This window comes from Neptunomonas sp. XY-337 (genome assembly GCF_004959845.1).
Taxonomy (GTDB): domain Bacteria; phylum Pseudomonadota; class Gammaproteobacteria; order Pseudomonadales; family Balneatricaceae; genus Neptunomonas; species Neptunomonas marina.
Window position 1 is genome coordinate 67,325 of sequence record NZ_SPLL01000006.1, and the last position, 20,571, is coordinate 87,895.

The 20,571-nt window shown below is 48.9% G+C and carries 18 protein-coding genes and 5 tRNA genes; 17 read left to right on the forward strand and 6 right to left on the reverse strand.

Annotated features, from left to right (window positions below; genetic code table 11):
• Positions 1-14: 14 nt before the first annotated feature.
• Positions 15-839, reverse strand: coding sequence for a methyltransferase domain-containing protein (locus tag E4L36_RS13735; protein ID WP_169051546.1), 825 nt, complete (start codon positions 837-839; stop codon positions 15-17).
• Between the two features lie 81 nt (positions 840-920).
• Between E4L36_RS13735 and E4L36_RS13740 the strand changes: the two genes are divergently transcribed.
• Both E4L36_RS13740 and cysS read left to right on the forward strand, forming a co-directional pair.
• A complete protein-coding gene (locus E4L36_RS13740) occupies positions 921-1,820 on the forward strand; it encodes a hypothetical protein (RefSeq protein ID WP_136681079.1) in 900 nt (299 codons plus the stop codon).
• A 72-nt stretch (positions 1,821-1,892) separates the two neighbouring features.
• Entirely contained in the window at positions 1,893-3,281 is a 1,389-nt protein-coding gene (gene cysS, locus E4L36_RS13745) for a cysteine--tRNA ligase (protein ID WP_136681080.1), read from the forward strand.
• 50 nt (positions 3,282-3,331) lie between these two features.
• Here cysS and E4L36_RS13750 read toward each other — a convergent pair whose 3' ends face one another.
• A complete protein-coding gene (locus E4L36_RS13750; RefSeq protein WP_136681081.1) occupies positions 3,332-3,982 on the reverse strand; it encodes a hypothetical protein in 651 nt (216 codons plus the stop codon).
• A 74-nt stretch (positions 3,983-4,056) separates the two neighbouring features.
• Positions 4,057-4,908, reverse strand: coding sequence for a bifunctional methylenetetrahydrofolate dehydrogenase/methenyltetrahydrofolate cyclohydrolase FolD (folD, locus tag E4L36_RS13755; RefSeq protein WP_136681082.1), 852 nt, complete (start codon positions 4,906-4,908; stop codon positions 4,057-4,059).
• A gap of 201 nt (positions 4,909-5,109) precedes the next feature.
• Here folD and E4L36_RS13760 point away from each other — a divergent pair.
• The 8 genes from E4L36_RS13760 to clpX all read left to right on the forward strand — a co-directional run bounded on the left by E4L36_RS13760 (position 5,110) and on the right by clpX (position 9,601).
• Positions 5,110-5,183 (forward strand) — tRNA-Arg (locus tag E4L36_RS13760).
• Positions 5,184-5,418: 235 nt separating this feature from the next.
• A tRNA-His gene (locus E4L36_RS13765) sits at positions 5,419-5,494 on the forward strand.
• 15 nt (positions 5,495-5,509) lie between these two features.
• A tRNA-Leu gene (locus tag E4L36_RS13770) sits at positions 5,510-5,594 on the forward strand.
• A gap of 39 nt (positions 5,595-5,633) precedes the next feature.
• Positions 5,634-5,709 (forward strand) — tRNA-His (locus tag E4L36_RS13775).
• 19 nt (positions 5,710-5,728) lie between these two features.
• Positions 5,729-5,813 (forward strand) — tRNA-Leu (locus E4L36_RS13780).
• A gap of 354 nt (positions 5,814-6,167) precedes the next feature.
• Complete coding sequence (gene tig, locus E4L36_RS13785; RefSeq protein WP_136681083.1) at positions 6,168-7,487, forward strand: trigger factor; 1,320 nt, start codon at positions 6,168-6,170, stop codon at positions 7,485-7,487.
• A 101-nt stretch (positions 7,488-7,588) separates the two neighbouring features.
• On the forward strand, positions 7,589-8,224 hold the full coding sequence (gene clpP / locus E4L36_RS13790) for an ATP-dependent Clp endopeptidase proteolytic subunit ClpP (RefSeq protein WP_127693962.1): 636 nt from the start codon (positions 7,589-7,591) through the stop codon (positions 8,222-8,224).
• Between the two features lie 90 nt (positions 8,225-8,314).
• Positions 8,315-9,601: an ATP-dependent Clp protease ATP-binding subunit ClpX gene (gene clpX, locus E4L36_RS13795; protein WP_127693961.1), complete on the forward strand. Its 1,287-nt coding sequence runs from the start codon at positions 8,315-8,317 to the stop codon at positions 9,599-9,601.
• Positions 9,602-9,646: 45 nt separating this feature from the next.
• On the opposite strand, the gene E4L36_RS13800 is transcribed toward clpX, so the two are convergent.
• The gene (locus E4L36_RS13800; protein WP_136681084.1) at positions 9,647-10,711 is read right to left on the reverse strand and encodes a nucleoid-associated protein; all 1,065 of its coding nucleotides are present in this window, start codon (positions 10,709-10,711) and stop codon (positions 9,647-9,649) included.
• A gap of 156 nt (positions 10,712-10,867) precedes the next feature.
• On the opposite strand from E4L36_RS13800, the gene E4L36_RS13805 reads away from it, so the two are divergent.
• Both E4L36_RS13805 and E4L36_RS13810 read left to right on the forward strand, forming a co-directional pair.
• Positions 10,868-11,125: a TIGR02647 family protein gene (locus tag E4L36_RS13805; RefSeq protein ID WP_136681085.1), complete on the forward strand. Its 258-nt coding sequence runs from the start codon at positions 10,868-10,870 to the stop codon at positions 11,123-11,125.
• A 1-nt stretch (position 11,126) separates the two neighbouring features.
• On the forward strand, positions 11,127-11,669 hold the full coding sequence (locus E4L36_RS13810) for a YaeQ family protein (RefSeq protein WP_136681086.1): 543 nt from the start codon (positions 11,127-11,129) through the stop codon (positions 11,667-11,669).
• Here E4L36_RS13810 and E4L36_RS13815 read toward each other — a convergent pair.
• Positions 11,666-12,328 (reverse strand): CBS domain-containing protein, encoded by a 663-nt coding sequence (locus tag E4L36_RS13815; RefSeq protein ID WP_136681087.1) that lies wholly within the window; start codon positions 12,326-12,328, stop codon positions 11,666-11,668. The genes E4L36_RS13810 and E4L36_RS13815 overlap by 4 nt on opposite strands.
• 223 nt (positions 12,329-12,551) lie before the next feature.
• Here E4L36_RS13815 and E4L36_RS13820 point away from each other — a divergent pair, with 223 nt between their 5' ends.
• The 4 genes from E4L36_RS13820 (at position 12,552) to E4L36_RS13835 (ending at position 18,446) form a co-directional block, all read left to right on the forward strand.
• Positions 12,552-13,574 (forward strand): efflux RND transporter periplasmic adaptor subunit, encoded by a 1,023-nt coding sequence (locus E4L36_RS13820; protein WP_136681088.1) that lies wholly within the window; start codon positions 12,552-12,554, stop codon positions 13,572-13,574.
• On the forward strand, positions 13,575-16,736 hold the full coding sequence (locus E4L36_RS13825; protein WP_136681089.1) for an efflux RND transporter permease subunit: 3,162 nt from the start codon (positions 13,575-13,577) through the stop codon (positions 16,734-16,736).
• A 102-nt stretch (positions 16,737-16,838) separates the two neighbouring features.
• Positions 16,839-18,050: a M48 family metallopeptidase gene (locus E4L36_RS13830; protein ID WP_136681090.1), complete on the forward strand. Its 1,212-nt coding sequence runs from the start codon at positions 16,839-16,841 to the stop codon at positions 18,048-18,050.
• A gap of 48 nt (positions 18,051-18,098) precedes the next feature.
• Positions 18,099-18,446: a hypothetical protein gene (locus tag E4L36_RS13835; protein WP_206064560.1), complete on the forward strand. Its 348-nt coding sequence runs from the start codon at positions 18,099-18,101 to the stop codon at positions 18,444-18,446.
• A 42-nt stretch (positions 18,447-18,488) separates the two neighbouring features.
• Here the strand turns inward: E4L36_RS13835 and E4L36_RS13840 are convergent, their stop codons facing one another.
• A complete protein-coding gene (locus E4L36_RS13840) occupies positions 18,489-18,995 on the reverse strand; it encodes a disulfide bond formation protein B (protein ID WP_127693952.1) in 507 nt (168 codons plus the stop codon).
• 348 nt (positions 18,996-19,343) lie between these two features.
• Between E4L36_RS13840 and nhaA the strand changes: the two genes are divergently transcribed.
• Positions 19,344-20,537 carry a Na+/H+ antiporter NhaA gene (gene nhaA / locus E4L36_RS13845; protein ID WP_136681091.1) on the forward strand — a complete coding sequence of 398 codons (1,194 nt, stop codon included), beginning with the start codon at positions 19,344-19,346 and terminating at the stop codon, positions 20,535-20,537.
• Positions 20,538-20,571: the final 34 nt, after the last annotated feature.

Below are 20,571 nucleotides of genomic sequence, written 5' to 3' on the forward strand. Positions count from 1 at the left end.
ACCTCAGGGTATACTTATCTGCTCTGAGGTTTTTGAGCAGAAAGCTCAATAATTCCGATAGCGCCGTTTTGCAGTGCTTGATGTACGTTTTTTCCCATTGTCGCGAACTGGTTCCCAAGCACCGCAGCAGGACTGAGTCCAGATCTTGCTTGGCCAGACTGCTCTTTGCCTGTCTGGCGAGCGCGCCACATTAGGGCTTGTTCGGTCCAATCATCACAGCTTGATATCTCAAAGCCTGCGCTTTCAATTTGTCGGCGAATATCCTGAGCGCAGTGGAGGAAAGATAGCTCCGCTCTTGCCGCCCAAGGCACTGGAAACTCAATCGCCTCAGGGTTTTGACCCTTGATCACCTCATGACAGACGATACGACCGCCCGGCTTAAGAACGCGTAGAGCTTCTTTTAATGCTTCGCTTGGCTTAGGAATATTTAGGAGCGAATGTTGGAAAATGACGCAATCAAAATAGTCACTCGCAAAGGGGAGTAACTGCGCATCGCCTGAAACAACCGAGATACATTCAGAGCCAGACAGCAGGTTGAGCGCTTGGTTGAGTTGGCTAAATGCGTGTGTAAAGTCGAGCGCGACACCATCGATCTCTTGCTCGCTAGCGGCTAAGCGAAGCAGCCCTCCGAGACCTGCGCCAACATCAAGCACCCTTGGATGGGAGTAAGGTTTTATGTGTTCTAAAAGCTGCTTCGAGGCTTTAATGCCGCCGATATGCAACTGGTCAAGGGGAGCTAAATCAAAGCAAGTTGGCCCCTCGGGAAAGCTATCAGCAACCTGCTGAATGAGCTGGTTATAGTTTAAGTGCTGACTATAGTGGTCGTTAAGCTCTGTCACCGGAGATCCTTTGCTGTTCTTTTTTATGAATTCTATGTATAACCGGTGTTCCCTAAATGGACAATTGATCATTTATCTAACATGTTGCGTTTATTGAAGTTTTTGTCACTTATTGGTTGTGTCTTCGCGTTGCAAGGTTGCGCTCAGGCTGCTGTCGTCAGCCCTACCGTTAATGTGGACGTTTTAGCTTACTATCCCGCCGATATCGATGAGTCGTCTGGCCTCGTTGCTGCGTCAGGCCGCTACTGGACGCACAACGATAGCGGCGGTGATGCCGTCTTGTTTGGTTTGGATAAAGCGACTTTGAATGTTGATCATGAGGTTAAGCTGCCCGGTGCAATGGCGACTGATTGGGAGACCGTTACAGCCAGTGATACGCATCTGTTTATTGGCGATTGTGGTAATAATCGCGGTGCTAGAAGGGACTTGGCGATTTATAAAGTAGCTGTCGACGATCTGGCAAAACCGATAGCTCCAGTGGAGAAGATCGACTTCAGCTTTTCAGGCCAGCAGGATTACTCTAAACGTAAGTCGCATGATTATGATTGTGAGGCGATAACGGCCGTGAATGATCAGTTATGGCTGTTCACGAAAAACCGTAAAAGTCTCACAACGGATCTCTATATTCTCTCTCAACGGGGAACACCACAACGAGCCGTCAAGCAGCAGAGCTTTCCGGTTGATGGTTTGATTACAGGAGCTGATTACAATGCACAAACGGGCGTGTTAGCGCTACTGGGTTATACCAAAGCATCTGTCTGGGGTTTTTCGTTTATCTGGCTGGCACCCACCAACTCTGCTTCAGAGATCCTTTGGGAGAAGGCTGTACGGTTGATTGTGCAGCCATACGGTCAGTGGGAGGGTATCGCATGGGAGTCATCTGATGCGCTGCTTTTGACGGCTGAACGCAGTGCGCTTGGGCCAAATCAAGTGGGACGTATTAAGGTAACAACGCTTCCTGAAATATCCATAAGGCACTAATTTCCTTTATACTAGCTCGGTTATTGTTCGCCAGAGCAAGTTTTTAATTAACAATCGATGAAATGGAATACCATGCTTCAGATCTATAACACCCTGTCCAAGCAGAAAGAACCGTTTAAACCCCTAATCGACGGGCATATTAATATGTACGTGTGTGGCATTACGGTCTATGACTACTGTCATATCGGACATGCGCGTGTCATGGTCTGTTTTGATGTGATCACTCGTTACTTGCGGGCACGTGGTTGGAACGTAAAGTATGTCCGTAATATCACCGATGTTGACGATAAGATCATCAAGCGTGCGAATGAAAACAATGAGTCGGTTGATGCCCTCACTGAGCGCATGATCGCTGCGATGCATGAAGATGAAGATGCACTGGCGGTACTGCGTCCTGATATCGAGCCGCGTGCGACGGGCCATATTGGCGATATCATCGCGATGACTCAAGTGTTAATCGATAAGGGCTATGCCTACGCTGCAGAAAACGGCGATGTGTATTATCGCGTTGAAAAGTTCGAAAATTACGGGCGACTCACTAACAAAAACGTGGACGAGCTGCGCTCTGGTGCACGTGTTGAAGTGACAGATGCGAAAGAGAGCCCTCTAGATTTCGTACTTTGGAAAGCAGCGAAGGAGGGCGAGGTAAGCTGGGAGTCTCCTTGGGGAGCCGGCCGCCCGGGCTGGCACATTGAATGCTCTGCGATGTCTAAGTGTACGCTAGGCGATACCTTTGACATTCACGGTGGTGGCCCAGATTTACCGTTCCCTCATCATGAAAATGAAATTGCTCAGTCTGAAGCTGCGAATGGCTGCAAATTTGCTAACACGTGGATGCACGCAGGTCCTGTTCGTGTAAATAGCGAAAAAATGTCAAAGTCTTTGGGTAACTTCTTCACTATCCGAGACGTGTTAGCAAGCTATAACGCGGAAGTTGTGCGCTTCTTCCTAGCGCGTGTTCATTACCGTACTTACATCGACTACAGCGAAGATAGTTTAAAAGAAGCTCAAGTGATGCTGAGTCGTTTCTATCAAGCTTTAGCGAGCGTTGAGGCCGTTGATGAGCCGCTAGAAAATGACTACGACGAACGCTTTTTTGCTGCAATGGATGACGACTTCAATACTCCTAAAGCCTTCGCCGTGTTGTTTGATCTAGTCAATGAACTCAACACACATGCGCGAGAAGATAAAGTCACCGCAGGCCGACTTGCCGCGCAGCTAAAACGCTTGGGCGGGATCTTAGGGTTGTTGCAACAACCTGCTGACAGCTTCTTGCAAGGTGATGATAAAGAGGGTGAGATTACGTCGACCGAGATTGAGGCTCAAATTGAGTTGCGAGCGCAAGCTAAAGCAAACAAGGACTATGCCGAAGCTGACCGTATTCGCCAAGCCTTGCTAGAGCAGGGTGTCGTCTTGAAAGATAGCCGAGAGGGCACGACTTGGTATCGTGAAGATAGTTAAGCTGAAATAGAGTACAAAAAAGCGCCATCAGGCGCTTTTTTTATGTATGTTTACGACAGGGCGCTCGTCAGTTTTCGTTGGCGATAGGCGGCAAACGTCGCCATCATCAATAAAGGTATACCAAGCTCCATGGTTTCTTCGAATGTTTCGGCCTTTTCGGCAAAGTCAGCAGAGACTTGTATCCCGATATCTCCGAGCTTACGGTCAATGCCGTCCATCGACTTAGATACAACGAGAAAAGTCACCACAAGCGCCGCGCCAATCTGGACTTTATCTAGACGAAGCAGGCCTTGTATAAAAGGTTTAGCGTGGTTGCTCACAATTTTGTATACAAAAAATAGCAGCAATCCAACAACACATGCGCCTATTAGCTTTTCAGTGAGAGGTACTTGATCGCTTAAGTAAAAACGGCTCTTTAGAACGCCCATCGTTGTAAAGCGTTTGTCAAAGTCGAGCTCACGCATAGCAAAAAGCATGGTTATGCCGACCAGGTAGTAGTAGCGTGTGATAAATGTCTTGCCTCCGACGATACACATAATCGCCGCACAAATGACATACGCGATAGCGGAAGACATCTCCACTGGCCCATCTTCACTTAGCCAATAGGTTTGTGCGTCCAGCGGGAGGGTGGTTGCATAGATGGCACCAACGAAGACGCCTGCAACAATAAGAATATAAGCGTGACGTAAAACGAAGTTCATAAAACTGAGTAATTCCTTGTGGCTCGACGAATAGATCAATATAGACTATCGCCGAGCAATCCATATAAATCTAGTTAGCTATCGCGCTCGGCGGCCTCCAATGTGTTTTCCATAAGGCAAGCAACAGTCATCGGTCCAACGCCGCCCGGTACGGGGGTGATCCAACCCGCTCGCTCTGCTGCTACATCGTACTCTACATCACCGACAAGGCGGCCATCGTCGAGACGGTTGATACCAACATCGATAACAATTGCCCCTTCTTTAATCCATTCGCCTTTGACTAATCCGGGAATACCCACGCCAACTACAACAATGTCTGCCCGTGCAAGGTGGCTTGGCAGATCGCGTGTGAAACGGTGAGTTGTTGTCACGGTGCTACCCGCTAGCAAAAGTTCCAACGACATCGGGCGGCCAACAATATTAGATGCGCCAACAACAACGGACTCCAAGCCGTGAAGGTCTACGCCTGTAGATTCCAGAAGTTTCATAACGCCTTTTGGCGTGCAGGGGCGCAGTGTCGGCATCCGCTGCGCTAAACGTCCTAGGTTGAAAGCATGGAAACCATCTACGTCTTTGCTCGGTTTGATACGCTCAAGTACTTCATTCCCATCTAATCCCTCAGGCAATGGCAGCTGAACCAAAATGCCATCGACCGCATCATTACTATTGAGGTCGTCAACAAGCGATAATAATGAAGCTTGCGTGGTCGTTTCGGGTAGGTCGTAAGATAGCGACTCAATACCAACCTCTTTACATGCGTTCTTTTTATTACGGACATAAACATGTGAGGCTGGATCGTCGCCGACAATAACAACAGCCAAGCAAGGGGCTCTTTTCCCTGACTCAAGGCGCTGGCCGATGCGTTTTGCTACTTGTTGTCGAACCTCAGAGGCGATCTGTTTTCCATCTATAATTTTGGCGGTCATCGTTTCTAATTACCTAGCGTGACGTGATATTTTTAATTGGGCGGGATTTTCTCATGTAAATGGGCCCACGTCCAAGCACTATAGTAGAAGCCTCTAAAAACCAGTTGACGACATAATAGGGCTGCATTAGGATACGCGCTCTCTTTGGGGGGCTCTTGAATCTCGGTTCAGCAGCAGGGCTTCTCAAAGACTTCCCTATATGGGGCTATAGCTCAGTTGGATAGAGCATCCGCCTTCTAAGCGGACGGTCGCGGGTTCGAATCCTGCTAGCCCCGCATCTCTGTGATTGACTTCTTCTCTTATCTATAAAAGTTATCAGCTAATTGAATTTTCAGTATTCGCTACTGAGTACTATTCCTTATCGCGTATTCTGAACAGGCTGATGTAGCTAATTGAATTAGTTGTAAAAAATATGATTTTTTTGTTTTTAAAGTGTTGACAGGGCTGTCATCGGTCCATAGAATACGCCCCATCTTGTTGAGGGGCACTTCAAACAAGGTTCTGAAGATGGTGGGCGTAGCTCAGTTGGTAGAGCTCCGGATTGTGATTCCGGCGGTCGTGGGTTCAAGCCCCATCGTCCACCCCATTTTCAGAGTGCTATGCGGACGTGGTGAAATTGGTAGACACGCCAGATTTAGGTTCTGGTGCCTAGCGGTGTGAGAGTTCGAGTCTCTCCGTCCGCACCATTTCAAAGGTTGATTTGGTGCACAAAAAATTGGATTATGGTGGGCGTAGCTCAGTTGGTAGAGCTCCGGATTGTGATTCCGGCGGTCGTGGGTTCAAGCCCCATCGTCCACCCCATGTAGTAAGCTTTCGTTGTGCGGACGTGGTGAAATTGGTAGACACGCCAGATTTAGGTTCTGGTGCCTAGCGGTGTGAGAGTTCGAGTCTCTCCGTCCGCACCATTGAAAGACTCTTTGGTGCCTTCACTTCTAAGTTTTATCTCTCCTTGTTCTTAATCGAGTATATTTTCTTGCCTCTTATTGGCGCGTGTTTCTTACGTTCCGATGGTTGTTCTAATCTATGTTAGTTCGGTTCGGCCATAGCTGCCATGTGGATTATCCCGGCCTGAGTTGACTCATATCTCTTGACTATTGTGTCTAACTACCGGAGAATTTTGCGCTTTATAAATTTACGCTGGGATTTTTGTCATCCCAGTGATGTAAAGGTTCTGTGAACTGTTTTTAGGTGAGATGCCGGATAAACATTGCTTCATAGACGCATATAAACCGGTAAACGTATTTTTGGTGAGGAATTCCATGCAAGTTTCTGTTGAAACGACCTCTGCTCTAGAGCGTCAGATGACCATTACTGTCCCTGCAGAGCGCATTGAAAGCGATGTTGATAAGCGCGTACAGCAGACAGCTCGTACTGCACGTCTAGATGGCTTTCGCCCAGGTAAAGTGCCTTTGAAAGTTGTTAAAAAGCGTTACGGCGCTGGAATTCGTCAGGACGTTTTGGGTGAAGTGATCCAGCAGAGCTTTTACGAAGCTGTGCAGCAGGAAAAAATCGTGCCTGCAGGCAGCCCGCAAATCGAGTTCAAAAACGACAAAGACGGTGAAGACTTTGCGTTCGTAGCAACATTTGAAGTGTACCCTGAAATCGAGCTAACTGATTTCTCTACAGCAGAAGTTGAGAAGCAAACATCATCTGTAACTGACGCTGATATTGAGCAGATGGTTGATACGTTGCGTAAGCAGCAAGCAGATTGGACTGCTGTTGAGCGCGCAGCTCAAGACGGTGATCGCGTAAACATCGACTTTGAAGGCTTTGTTGACGGCGAAGCGTTTGAAGGTGGTAAAGCGGAAGGTCACGATCTAGTGCTTGGTTCTGGCTCTATGATTCCAGGCTTTGAAGATGGCTTGGTGGGCGCTGAGGTAGGTGCAGACGTTGAGCTAAACGTTAACTTCCCTGAAGAGTACCATGCTGAAGAACTGAAAGGTAAAGCAGCAGTATTCAAGGTAAAAGTAAACACAGTATCTGAGCCTGTTTTACCTGAACTAGACAAAGCATTCTTTGAAAAATTTGGCCTAGAAGCGAATGATGTTGAGTCCTTCCAAGCGGAAGTACGCAGCAACATGGAGCGCGAGCTGAAAAACGCGCTAAAAATGAAGCTGAAAGATCAAGTGTTCTCGAAACTTGTTGAGCTAAATGCTATCGAAGTTCCTAGCGCATTGGTTGACACTGAGATTGACGCTTTGCGTCGTCAAGCTGTTCAGCAATTCGGTGGTGGTCAAGATCTTGATCCGAATATGCTTCCGAAAGAGATGTTCGAAGATCAAGCGAAGCGTCGCGTAACCGTTGGTCTGTTGGTTCAAGAAGTTGTTAAGGCGGCTGAAATCACAGCGGACGAAGCGCGTGTTCGTGAAACAGTTGAAGAGCTTGCTGAAACATACCAAGAGCCACAACAAGTGATCGATTGGTACTACGGCAACGAAGAAATGCTGAATCAGGTTAAGAGTCTGGTGATGGAAGACCAAGTGGTTGATCACCTGCTATCTTCTGCTAAAGTCAATGAAGTGGCGGTAGCGTATGAAGAGGCGATTAAGCCAGCTCAGCAGAATAACGGCGCAGAGTAAGTAACGTCTGTGCCGATGGCACACGACTAGATGAAAAACGATAGTTGGTGCTAGCAGTAGCTCTGGCTGTCGTTTTTTATTTTTGGTAAGGAGTAAATTGCATGTCATTAATCCATCAAGGCAACTCACAGATCATTGAAAATTCGGGTCTGGTGCCGATGGTAGTAGAGCAGTCTGCGCGCGGAGAGCGTGCGTATGATATCTATTCTCGCTTGTTAAAAGAGCGTGTGATTTTTTTGGTAGGCCCAGTAGAAGATCATATGGCCAACCTTATTGTTGCACAGATGCTCTTTTTGGAAGCTGAAAATCCAGATAAAGATATCCATCTGTATATCAACTCACCGGGTGGTGCAGTGACTGCAGGACTGGCGATTTACGATACGATGCAGTTCATTAAGCCTGATGTAAGCACTATGTGTATCGGGCAAGCAGCTAGCATGGGTGCTCTGTTGTTGGCATCTGGTGCAGCAGGTAAGCGTTACGCGCTGCCTAATGCTCGTGTCATGATTCATCAGCCGTTGGGCGGTTATCAAGGACAGGCTTCTGACATCGAGATTCATACGAAAGAGATTCTGAGCATTCGAGAGAAGTTAAATCAGATCTTGGCTGATCACACTGGTCAATCCATCGAAACGATCGCGCGTGACACTGACCGTGATAATTTCATGGCGCCGGCGGCGGCAGCTGAATATGGATTAATCGATGCCGTTCTCGAGAAGCGAGGTGGCGACAGCTAACCGCTGTTGTAACCATAAGGGAAGAGGTGGTTGTTTTTTTTCTGTATGCCCCCACCTACACTATACCGCTTACATGCATGAGGTAGTCGAATGAGCGACGAAACCAACGATAAAGACAACGAACAAGGGAAGCTTTTTTGCTCTTTTTGCGGCAAGAATCAAGATGAGGTAAAAAAGCTTATCGCTGGGCCTTCAGTCTTTATTTGTGACGAATGTGTTGACCTTTGTAACGATATCATTCGTGAAGAAATTCAAGATGTAGAGGAGCATGAGTCTCAAGACTCGTTGCCTATTCCATCGGAGATTAAAGCGAAGCTCGATGAGTACGTCATAGGTCAAGACCGCGCGAAAAAAGTACTCTCTGTAGCGGTTTATAACCACTACAAAAGACTCCGATTCCAGAGTAATTCCAAGGATGACGATATCGAGCTGGGTAAGAGCAATATCTTGTTCATTGGCCCGACAGGTAGTGGTAAAACCCTGCTTGCACAGACGCTCGCGCGTATGCTGAATGTGCCGTTTACGATTGCGGACGCCACAACGCTCACGGAAGCCGGTTATGTTGGTGAAGACGTTGAGAATATCATTCAGAAGCTATTACAAAAATGCGACTATGATATCGAACGTGCGCAGTTAGGTATTGTTTACATTGACGAGATCGATAAGATTTCGCGTAAGTCAGATAATCCTTCAATCACGCGTGATGTGTCTGGTGAAGGTGTTCAACAGGCCCTGTTGAAGCTGATTGAAGGCACTGTTGCGTCAGTCCCACCACAAGGTGGCCGCAAACACCCTCAGCAAGAGTTTTTGCAGGTTGATACCTCAAATATCTTGTTCATCTGCGGTGGCGCATTTGCTGGGTTAGAGCAGATCATCCGTGATCGTTCAGAAAAAAGCTCGATCGGCTTTAGCGCGACGGTCAAGAGTAAAGATGATACCCGCTCAGTATCTGAGACGCTCTTGGATATTGAGGCAGAAGACCTCGTTAAGTTTGGATTGATCCCAGAGTTTGTGGGTCGTCTGCCGATGATCGCGACACTGGCTGAGCTTGATGAAGAAGCGCTGGTGACGATTCTTACTGAACCTAAGAACAGCTTGACACGTCAGTACTCGAAGTTATTCGAAATGGAAGGTGTTGAGGTTGATTTCCGTGAAGATGCTCTTCGTGCTGTGGCTCGGCAGGCGCTAGAGCGCAAGACCGGTGCGCGGGGTTTGCGCTCTATCTTGGAAGCGACCCTCTTAGAGATGATGTACTCACTGCCATCTATGGATAACGTCGTTAAAGTCGTGATTGATGAGGGTGTGATTAACGGGACTTCGGAACCTATTCTTATCTACGAAAATGCGGAGCAAGATACAAAAGCTTCCGGTGAGTAGTTCGAAAAGGCGCTTAGGCGCCTTTTTCTTTGCCTTATGATTGAGTTATTCCTCTTGGGCGAGTGCTTTTCTTAGCTGTTCAATGACACGGGTGGAAAGGCGTTTAATCACCAGCTGTTTGTTTTCCTCATCAAACTCAATGTCGTTGCCGGTACCGGGTGTTCCAATCGACTTTTTTGACAGGTCCGCTTGCCAATTGTCAGACTTTAACTTGAGCTTGGTTAGGTTATTGAGCGTGTGGGTGTGCGGTTGGAACTCGTGGCTAACTTGGTAGCGCTCGCCATTGGCAAATCGGCTGAAACTGCCGCTGAGCTCCTCCGCTTGTTCAGGGGGAATATATTGATCAAAAATCTGTTCAACTTCAGGTAGGTTTGCCGTCAGCTTTTCACTGCGTTGTCGATTGAGATAGCTGACCACATCTTCTACAACTTGCTCACGTTCATCGTACATACCATGCTCAGTGCAGAAATCCTTGGCTGCTTGCAGTAGGTCACTGGTGGATTTTTTTGAGGGCACCACATCCGTGCAGCCGAAGGCTGTCGCGAAATAATGAGTTACGCTGCCGGTCTCTTTAGTGCCAGTAAAGCTGAGATAGCTCTCCTTGCCTTTACGGAAGTTCGTGATATTTACTTTCGCTGCTTGGTGTAGTTTGTCTAGATCGAGTTGATTAATTTGCTGTGGTGTTAGGTCGTCACCTAAGGAGATGGTGGCGCGGTTCCTTACCAGGGCGACCAGAAGGAACTCGTAGCGTTCCAGTGCGTAGTGGGAGAAGACAACATAGCCACCTGTTGCAGAGCGCGCCGATGGTGCGTCGATCGCGACTGTAAGCTGGGCTAAGCCGGTATCGCATAGCGTGCTGAAAGCATCTGAGGTTTGCTCACTCTCTAGGTATTGGCTAAATGCGTCGATAAACGGATACCCCGCAGGGTTTTCTTGATTGAATGAGCCGTGAGTGAGTGTCGAGCGCCGAGCGAGGGCGTTATTCAGTGATTCAACCATTTGGCTGGCAATATCAGTGCTTGAGGTAACCACGCCGCCGCGGTCTGCAACCACAGCGGGTTTTTCCTCTTCTTTCATTACTTCACGAATAACGAGATGCTTTAACTCCACGAGGCGCTCCTTTCTTAGTTTCCTCGCTATTCTAATCGCTTTTTGGGTTGCTCGCTTGCCTTCGGATAAATTGGGCTTAATTGTCTGATATCACTACAACTTCAGTGAGTTTCCTTTTATGCTGGAGCCACATCATTTTAGTAAGCGGAGTGGCTAATGAACTACCATGCAGAACTTGTCGCAGAACTTAATTTGCTAAATCAGTTTGATTTGAGCACGACGCAAACCGGTATTAAAATTCATCATGACGCTTCACCAGAGGTGATTGCGGCTGCGCAGCGCCTTTTTGATAAAGGTTTGATCTCACAAGTCGATGGCGGCTACCTTACCGACTTAGGTCATCAAGCGGCGGAGCATTCACAGTCATTGGTGTCCATCCTGACCTCGCCTGTTGCGCTCGATACGACCTGCTAACATGGCCCTGAAACCAACGATTTACAAAGTAGAGCTGCAACTGTCTGACTTCAATCGAGATTGTTATGACAACGTCGGTCTAACAGTTGCGCTGCACCCTTCAGAAACACCCGAGCGCATGCTCATCAGGCTGATTGCGTTTGGTTTGCACTATTGTTCTGATCTGAGCTTTAGTCGAGGACTATCTGCAACGGACGAAGCTGATCTATGGGAGCGCTCGCCGAGTGGTGAGATTCTTCAATGGATTGAAGTGGGGCAAGCATCGCCAGAGCGTATACGCAAAGCGGTGAGCTTAGCCAAGAGTGTGAGTCTATACAGCTACGGCGATAGCCTCGACCTTTGGTGGGAAAAGGAAGCGGCAAGCTTTCAGGCGCTTCCTCGCACCACCGTATGGGCACTACGCTGGGCGCAAAAGTATGATTTTGGCGGCTTCTTAGAGCGTAAGATGGCGATCACGCTCACGATTTCAGATGATGATATCTATGTCCACAGTGAGGGTGAGCAACTAACGTTAAAACGGAAGTTGCTTGCAGGTGTGAGTTAGGCGCGTTGTTCTAAATTTGGGCCGCTAACTAAAAGGCGAAGAAGGTCGCTGCGGGTGATGATACCTGCGACAACGTGGTTTTCATCGATAACAGGGACGCAGCTGACCTTATGGTCCATAAAAATAAGTGCTATATCCCTGACTAGCGTTTCCGGAGACACCGCGATAAGGCTTTTCCGCTGGATGAGCGTGTCAACAAAGCTGCTGGATGTTGTACCGTGCTTAAGGATGTCACCCGTAGTTAAAACACCGACAGGTTCGCCTTGAGCGTTTGCTACCACTAGGTGATTGATATCTTCCTGCTCTGTCAAATCCCAAGCTCGCTTTACTGTGTCGAATGTCTTTACCGATATCACAGGCGAGCTCATTATGTGTACAGCGTTTAGTCTGCGTCTATCCTGCAGAGAATCTGACTTTCTCCCTGTCTCTTCATAAAGCTGAGATGAGCGTGACGTACTGCCGCGTTGCTGTGTCTGAGCCGCGCTGTTTAAAACGGTGACTTGCGGCTGTTGTGGCTGTTGCTGCTGCGGAAGTTCATTGTAAGGCAGTGAATTTTGCGCAGCCGATGTCTGTGAAGTCGCATCCACTCCGCGTTGAGGAAACTGAGCATCGGAAAGGTTTTTTACAAGGTTGCCGTTGTCGTAAATGAGTAGGACCATACTCAACTCCACTGTTTATTACGCTATCGGCATGGCTTGAAAAAACTCAAGCTTGCCAAGAAAGTGTGGACTTTTGCCCACATTTTTCACGATATCTACCAAATTTGCTTGATATATTACCATGTTTGGACTACCGCGCATCGATTTGATTCCCAATTATCGCTGGTTTTTATATTATAAATGTCTAATATATAATATAAGTTATTAAGCATAGGGGTATGAGATGAAGTGGCTGGCGTTATTTTTGGGCGTAATCGTGGTGACTAGCGTGCGAGCCGCTTCGGTCGATGTGTTGGCTGTTACGCAGGTGTCTGTTGCCAAAGAAAGGCTGGTTGAAGGAGTTGTTGAAGCCGCTTCGGTAACAACCGCATCAGCTGAAACGACTGGGCGTGTGGCAGAGGTTTTAGTAGATGTCGGGGATCTTGTGTCTGCAGGCGCAACCGTTCTGCGTTTAGTTTCTGTGGACCAGCAGGCCGGTTTGGATCAAGCCCGTGCCCAAGTGGCTGAGGCGCAAGCAAGCTATTCAGCAGCACGACAGCAGTTTGATCGAGTGGATCCCCTCTATGCGAAGCGGTTGCTATCAAAGTCTGCCTATGATGATGCACAAAGCGCATTGAGAGCGGCGCAGGCTCGCCTTAAAAGTGCTGAAGCCAGCCTAAAAAAGGCGCAACAACGAGTGTCTTATACGACCGTTAAAGCGGCCTATGGTGGTGTTGTGAGTGCACGTCATGTGGAGGTCGGTGAGGCGGTACAGCCGGGGACGCCGATGTTGAGTGGGTTTGACCCTAAACGCCTTCGCGTCATTGCTGACATACCGCAATCTCTGGTAGAGCACAGAGCTTTTCAGCCTGACGTACAGATAGAACTGCCAGATAAATCGCGAGTTTCACCCATTTCGGTAACCTCCTTTCCGATGGCTGACCCACACTCTGGTACACGGCGCATTCGTCTCAACCTTCCCGGTGATGTTAAAACCCTATATCCGGGGCAGCTTGTTAAAGTTGCCGTGCAGCTTGGTCAGCGCCAAACCATTCGAATTCCGCTTTCAAGCTTGCTGCGCCATTCGGAAGTTTCCGCCGTGTACGTTTGGAGTGATGAGCGCGTAGCCCTTAGGCAGGTTCGTGTAGGTAGGCAGTATGGCAACGAGATCGAGGTGTTAGCGGGCTTACGTGCGGGGGAATCGATTCTGCGTTTTGTTGATCAGGGTGCATCGTATGTGCTTTCTAGCGCAGAGGAGGGTCGTTAGATGCAGAGCCTTGGTGTCTCGGGCCGTATCGCTCGCCAATTTATGGGGTGGCAGCTAACGCCGCTGCTCGCGATCGTTGGGCTTCTCATGGGACTTTTTGCCGCGATCATTACGCCGCGGGAGGAGGAGCCACAAATTGATGTCACCATGGCGAATGTTGTGGTGCCGTTTCCCGGTGCTTCTGCGGCTGATGTGGAGTCGATGGTAGCCACACCGCTTGAGCAAATCTTGAGTGAAATATCGGGAGTGAAGCATATTTACTCCGTCTCCCAGCCTGGCACAGCGGTTATTACTGTTCAGTTTGATGTGGGTATCGCGCGCGAACCCGCACTTGTTCGTCTATATAACGCGGTTTATTCCAACCAAGATTGGAAAGCAGGCCAATTAAAGCTTGGCCCTGTGATTATCAAGCCCAAAGGCATTGATGATGTTCCTGTGCTGAGTTTGACGTTACATAGCCGTGCAGACACGTTAGGCGCTTACGAGCTTAAGAAGTTAGCGCATACGCTTGAAACGGTGTTACAGACGGTTGCTGGAACGCGTGATATCGAAACGATAGGAGGGCCAGATGAGGTTGTTAAAGTCACGCTAGATCCGCAAAAACTCGCCGCAAGAAACCTATCTATCGGGGCGATTACTCAAGCGCTACAGATGAGTAATGTTGTCAATCAGGCCGGCAGTATCGTAGCTAACAACCGGTCGACGCATGTGTTAGCCGGATCGTTCTTGAGTTCCACAGATCAACTCGAAGCGCTGGTGGTAGGGCTGCATGCAGGCAAACCGATCTATATAACGGACATCGCAACGGTCGAGCTTGCACCAGAGCTGATTGATGATTACGTCTGGTATCGGGATAAAAAGGTTGATGTGCGCCCTGCAGTGACGCTGACTGTCAGCAAAAAGCCCGGTGAAAATGCAGTCGATGTGGTGGAGGGCGTACTTAAGCGTATCGAGCAGTTAAAAGGCGTTTTGATCCCAACTGACGTCGATATAACAATCACGCGTGACTATGGAAAAACGGCAAACGATAAGGCCAATACGCTCATTAAAAAATTAGTGTTTGCGACGATCTCTGTTATCGCGCTGGTGCTCTTTTCATTGGGGCGCAGAGAGGCGTTTATTGTTGGCAGCGCTGTGGTGTTAACGCTGTTAGTGACGCTATTTGCTTCTTGGGCTTGGGGTTTTACATTAAATCGCGTCTCCCTTTTTGCGCTTATCTTCTCGATAGGTATCTTGGTGGACGATGCAATCGTGGTGGTTGAGAATATCCATCGCCACCTCAGCCGAGGCGGTTGTACCCTTCTAGAAGCGATCCCACGTGCGGTTGATGAAGTAGGCGGACCAACGATTTTAGCTACGTTTACGGTGATTGCTGCGCTATTGCCGATGGCTTTTGTAACCGGCTTGATGGGGCCTTACATGGGGCCGATTCCCATTAATGCATCAATGGGCATGTTGTTATCTTTGATTATCGCGTTTACCTTCACCCCGTGGCTGAGCGCAAAGCTTCTAAAAAAAGAGCACGCTCACCTAGAGCCCGAAGGCGAGGTTAAGCCAAGTATGTGGGCATATCGCTTGATGACCCCGTTCTTAGGGTGTGGAGCAAAAAGGCGTAACCGTTATCTGCTTGGTTTGGCATTGGTTGTGTCGATAGGTGCGGCCATCTACTTAGTGGCTGCGCAAGCCGTGGTGATGAAGATGCTGCCATTCGACAATAAAAGTGAATTTCAAGTTGTTGTCGATATGCCAGAAGATGCGCCGCTTGAAGCAACCAATAGCGTATTGCTTGAGCTGTCAGACTATCTGCTGACGATACCGGAAGTAATTAATGTGCAAGGTTATGCTGGAGCAGCATCTCCCATCGGGTTTAACGGCCTTGTGCGGCAGTATTACCTGCGCAGTGCGCCAAATCTGGGTGATTTGCAAGTGAACTTGGTCGCTAAAGAGGATCGAGAGCGCAGCAGTCATGATATTGCTCGAGCGGTTCGAGCAGAGTTGCATCGTATTGCCGCAAGTTCGCAAGCTGCTATTAAGATCGTGGAGGTGCCGCCTGGGCCGCCCGTTATGGCACCTCTGGTGGCCGAGGTTTATGGCTCCAATTACCACGAGCAGCAGCGCCGCGCACTGGAACTCACAGAAAAACTCACGACGGTGGCGGGGGTTGTGGACGTTGATAATACGGTTGAGGTATCGCCCGCCCGCTTGTTGGTCGACGTCGACCGCGCAAAAGCCAGCCGCTTGGGCGTTGCGCAGAGTGATATCGTCACAGCGATTAGCACAGCATTGAGCGGTATGGATGTCGCTTATCTACATAATGGTGTAGCGAAGTATCCATTACCTATTCGCGTTCAGCTGCCTGAGTTTGATAGCGACTCCTCTGAAGCGTTTATGGCGCTTAAGCTGCCATCAGCGTCCGGTGCATTGGTGCCGTTATCTGAGCTAGTTACCCTCAATCGTGTACCGTGGGAGCAGAGTATCTATCATAAGAACCTGCTGCCAGTGGTATATGTCACGGCTGATGTTGCAGGTGACCTAGACAGCCCGCTTTACAGTATGTTTGCGATGGTTTCTGAGCTACCCGATGTTGAGCAGTGGTTCATTCAGCAGCCTGATACCCACTTTCTACCTAGCGTTAAGTGGGATGGAGAGTGGCAGATCACCTATGAGACTTTCCGAGATATGGGAGCGGCCTACTCTGTTGGGCTGATCCTAATCTACCTTTTGGTGGTTGCTCAGTTTGGGTCTTATCGAGTGCCTTTGGTGATTATGGCGCCTATTCCTCTGACAATGATCGGAATCTTGCCGGGGCACGCTTTGCTCGGCGCTCAATTTACTGCCACCTCGATGATTGGGATGATTGCATTGGCGGGAATTATTGTGCGCAACTCAATTTTGCTTGTGGATTTCATTAATCAACAGCTTGATGCTGGAGTGTCGCTTGACGATGCTGTTGTGAGTGCGGCATCCGTGCGAGCTAAGCCCATCATACTCACGGCTCTGGCGGCGATGGTGGGGGCTCTGTTCATCCTCGATGATCCGATCTTTAGTGGCCTAGCGGTGAGTTTGGTGTTTGGGTTGCTTGTCTCAACACTGCTGACGCTGATTGTCATTCCAGTGCTCTACTACAGCTTGCTGCGCCGTAAATTAGGCGTTGTGACCTGAGGTTTTCGACCCCTCAGTTAGCTAGCTAGGGCACAACAAGCTTGTGTCCTGGCAGAAATTGATGCAGCCTCATAAAAAACAATGAAGTAGGAGTGTAGGTTTATGAGCGCAGCGCTAATACGATCTTCCCATGATACTGCGTTAGCCGAGAAGCTAGCACAAACGCCTGAAGTCGTTGCGATACAGCAGCAGATTGCCCAGATGGAAGCTCAGGGGGTGCAAAGTGTTAGGCGTCGCTTGTTATCTACATCCGTTAGGCTGAGCCCTGTAATGGCGCCCAGCCTTAGCCGTATAGCGCAAGATTGTGCGGAAAAGCTAGGTGTCACGATCCCCATTGAGCTTTACGCTTACTCTAGTCCTCACTTTAACGCTGCATGTGTTAAGCCAGAGGAAGGGCGGCTTTTTATCATGTTTTCCTCAAGTTTATTAGATAGTTTTGATGAAGAGGAGTTACGGTTTGTAATGGGGCATGAGCTTGGCCACTTTGTCTACCAGCACCATGATATTCCGGTTGGCTATCTGCTTAAAGGCAAGACGAGTATCCCGCCTGATCTTGCGCTGCGCCTAACAAGTTGGTCCCGTTATGCGGAGATTTCTGCTGATCGAGCCGGCGCTTTCTGTACGCAAAACCTACATGCTGTTGCGCGAGCTCTATTCAAGCTAGCGTCGGGTGTTACGAGCACGGCGGTAAGGTTTAATCTAGATGATTTTCTGAGCCAAGTGGATGATATGCAAATCACTGATGAGCAGTCGGGTTCGAGTGCAAGTGCAGAGGACTGGTTCTCTACTCACCCGTTCAGCCCGTTGCGTGTTAAAGCTTTGCAGCTCTTTCATCACTCTGAGCTGATGATGAAAGGCGGTGCAGCGCAGATGGATCTGGAGATGGGTGTCGAGGGGCTGATGGGTCTGATGGAGCCAAGCTATCTAGAGTCTCGCACGGAATCTGCGTTGGCGATGCGCCATCTACTGTTTGCTGGCGCACTCCTGGTAGCAGATGCTGATGGAGGTATTTCGCCGAACGAGATAGCGGTGTTTGAGCAGTTTTTTGGTCGCTACAAGTACCGTGAGGACTTTAACCTTCAGAAACTAAAGCAGGAGCTACCTAAGCGCGCAGCGCAGGTTGTGAAGCATGTGACACAGCCGCGCCGTATTCAGCTTATCCGTGATCTTTGTTTAATGGCGAAGGCGGATGGCGGCGTTACTCACGCTGAGATTGTTGTGCTTAAAGAAATTTCGCATCGTTTAGAGGTACCTGTGCTGGTAGTGGATACCTTTATCAATGACTCATCAGGTATTGATTGGGTAGCTGAATAGCGCCGTTCAGCTATGCTGGGAGGTAGTGAATTGTTGATAGGAGGTGTTATGAGACAGGTTTTAATGGTGTTAACGCTGTTGGTTAGCATGCAGGCGTATGCTCAAGGGCAGCACGGTGCTACCGATAAAGCCGAACCGCTAGTGTGGCAGTCTGGTGGCGATGTGGAGATGTTCTGGGAGGCGTATACCGCGAGCAAAGGTGGCATAACTTGGGGGCGGTCTGATCAGTATCCTGAGTATAGCCACGTAAAAGAGGGTGATACATTCCTCGTAGAAGTAAAGCAGGGCGTTTGTCTTATGGAGTTTTTCCATAGTCGCTGGCGCCGTGCGAACGATGTGCGGCGTTGGAGCGAGGACATGAACAGATACGGTGGTTGTCCGTACGTCTTCGACTGATTTTGAGGATAGAGAGAGCAAAATCTGCTCTCTCAAGCTGCATTACGCTTTTTTGAAACTACCTACGAGCATCAGCAGTGCGGCCATTACCAGCAGTACGGCAAGGGCGACTAATCCCTCGGCCATTGTGATGCCGAACAGCAGTTCTGGTGTATAGCCACACGCTTCCCACGGTTCGAAAATCGTCGCTGACCACTTGTCCAGCGGCAGCCAATCTGGAAAACCAGAATCCAAAGTACATGCGCCATCAATGAAACCGCGCTCAATCCCGAGGGTGACGTAAGCACGCTCTAACATGCCGATAGCGGCGCCTAAAAAGAGCACACTGCTAAATCGTTGTGCAATCTGGCAGCTGTTTGAAAATAAGCCGACGAGTGCGACCAATATAATCGCGAAGACCCAAGCACGAATATGTACACACAGTACGCAAGGTCCGTAATCTAGCTGATATTGGAAGAAGAGAGCGACCGCTTCCATGGCAATACCGAGGGCTAAGATAAGAATCCACATCCAGGTGCGGCCCCGTGGTGTGGTGAAGCAGTTGAGCATAAAACATGTCCTAGAAATTTAGTTTTTCTTTAGATAACGATAACGGAAAAAGTTTGCCATTATTTTTCGTTAATCTAAGCTAAATTTTAACACTTTCAATTAATTAAGCGCTTATATTTGCCCGAAACGTCCAGTTTTTTGTCACTGGCTATGCCGCTAGTTGGCACAGACGGCTTTGAGTAAACAATTTGAGTAAACAACAAGTGCTTATGAGTCACTAGTTAGGTGGTCGCGCTATAGATAGTAGGTTTCCTATGGCTTGACCTACAGCCTAGAGTTACGTTTTGATAACAGCGAAGCACATGATATCTACTCCGATGACACCCTGAACCTTGCTTAGGAGGCTGTATGGGAAATTCGCTAGCATATACATTGCGATCACTCTTTTCTAAGCAGAGCATTGGCGGCACCGTATTAGTGATCGCCAGCATCATCGCGCTCCTGCTGGCCAACTCTCCTTACCAGCAATTCTATAGCTACCTTATCGATACGCAGTTGGCAGTTAGCTTGAACGGCGCCAGCCTTTCTAAACCACTCTTGCTATGGGTGAATGACGGCTTGATGGCGCTGTTTTTCTTGTTGGTAGGGTTGGAGCTAAAACGCGAGTTCTTAGTGGGTGAGCTGAAAGAGTTTGAACACGTTATGTTGCCTGGCTTGGGGGCGCTGGGTGGAATGGTGGTGCCTGCTCTCATTTACTTTGCGTTGAATCGCGACAACGCATCTGGGTTGCAGGGGTGGGCTATTCCTGTGGCGACCGATATCGCTTTTGCGTTGGGGGTTCTATCGCTGCTGGGTGATCGGGTCCCCTTGGCGCTTAAGGTTTTTTTGGCGTCATTGGCGATCTTCGATGATATCGGTGCCGTTATCATTATCGCTGTGTTTTACACTTCAGACATCTCGCTAGTAGCTTTGGCAATCTCTGGATGTTGTATCGCGGCTTTATTTGCTTGTAATCGCTTTGGTGTACCTTATCGGCGCGTCTATTTGATCATTGGGTTAGTCATGTGGGTCGCACTTTTGAAGTCCGGCGTACATGCAACCTTGGCGGGCGTGCTGCTTGCGATGTTTGTCCCGATTACTGTGCCGGGAAAAGAAAAGCGCTCACCGCTACGTAACTTAGAGCACGACTTGATGCCAATTGTTACGTTTGTGATTTTACCTATTTTTGCGTTTTGTAACGCTGGCGTTAGCTTGGCTGGGGTTGGCATCGCTCAACTCACACACCCAGTAACATTAGGCATTGCGTTAGGGCTTGCGTTAGGAAAGCCTATCGGTGTGTTTGCATTCTGCTGGGTTGGTGTGCGTTTTGGCTTTGCAAAGCTCCCTGAATCGATTGATTGGGGCAAGCTATTTGGTGTCGCGCTGCTTTGCGGTATCGGTTTTACGATGAGCTTATTTATCGGCTCCCTTGCCTTTGGTGAGACCGGTGTAAACCAAGTGTTTGATGAGCGTTTGGGGATTATGCTCGGATCGTTTGTGTCGGGCGTTATTGGCTTTTTTGTGATTCGGCGCTATTGCCCTGCAAAGAACCAAGCAAGGTAGCTGCTGGGAAACAAAAAGCCCCGCGGTTGAGCGG

Bases quoted from the DNA above. Each gene is read 5' to 3' on its own strand.
- nhaA (WP_136681091.1), top strand. From the start codon at position 19,344: ATGGGAAATTCGCTAGCATATACATTGCGATCACTCTTTTCTAAGCAG.
- E4L36_RS13830 (WP_136681090.1), top strand. From the start codon at position 16,839: ATGAGCGCAGCGCTAATACGATCTTCCCATGATACTGCGTTAGCCGAG.
- E4L36_RS13840 (WP_127693952.1), bottom strand. From the start codon at position 18,995: ATGCTCAACTGCTTCACCACACCACGGGGCCGCACCTGGATGTGGATT.
- E4L36_RS13740 (WP_136681079.1), top strand. From the start codon at position 921: ATGTTGCGTTTATTGAAGTTTTTGTCACTTATTGGTTGTGTCTTCGCG.
- cysS (WP_136681080.1), top strand. From the start codon at position 1,893: ATGCTTCAGATCTATAACACCCTGTCCAAGCAGAAAGAACCGTTTAAA.
- E4L36_RS13815 (WP_136681087.1), bottom strand. From the start codon at position 12,328: ATGGTCCTACTCATTTACGACAACGGCAACCTTGTAAAAAACCTTTCC.
- clpX (WP_127693961.1), top strand. From the start codon at position 8,315: ATGAGCGACGAAACCAACGATAAAGACAACGAACAAGGGAAGCTTTTT.
- clpP (WP_127693962.1), top strand. From the start codon at position 7,589: ATGTCATTAATCCATCAAGGCAACTCACAGATCATTGAAAATTCGGGT.
- E4L36_RS13805 (WP_136681085.1), top strand. From the start codon at position 10,868: ATGAACTACCATGCAGAACTTGTCGCAGAACTTAATTTGCTAAATCAG.
- tig (WP_136681083.1), top strand. From the start codon at position 6,168: ATGCAAGTTTCTGTTGAAACGACCTCTGCTCTAGAGCGTCAGATGACC.
- E4L36_RS13750 (WP_136681081.1), bottom strand. From the start codon at position 3,982: ATGAACTTCGTTTTACGTCACGCTTATATTCTTATTGTTGCAGGCGTC.
- E4L36_RS13835 (WP_206064560.1), top strand. From the start codon at position 18,099: ATGAGACAGGTTTTAATGGTGTTAACGCTGTTGGTTAGCATGCAGGCG.
- folD (WP_136681082.1), bottom strand. From the start codon at position 4,908: ATGACCGCCAAAATTATAGATGGAAAACAGATCGCCTCTGAGGTTCGA.
- E4L36_RS13820 (WP_136681088.1), top strand. From the start codon at position 12,552: ATGAAGTGGCTGGCGTTATTTTTGGGCGTAATCGTGGTGACTAGCGTG.
- E4L36_RS13810 (WP_136681086.1), top strand. From the start codon at position 11,127: ATGGCCCTGAAACCAACGATTTACAAAGTAGAGCTGCAACTGTCTGAC.
- E4L36_RS13825 (WP_136681089.1), top strand. From the start codon at position 13,575: ATGCAGAGCCTTGGTGTCTCGGGCCGTATCGCTCGCCAATTTATGGGG.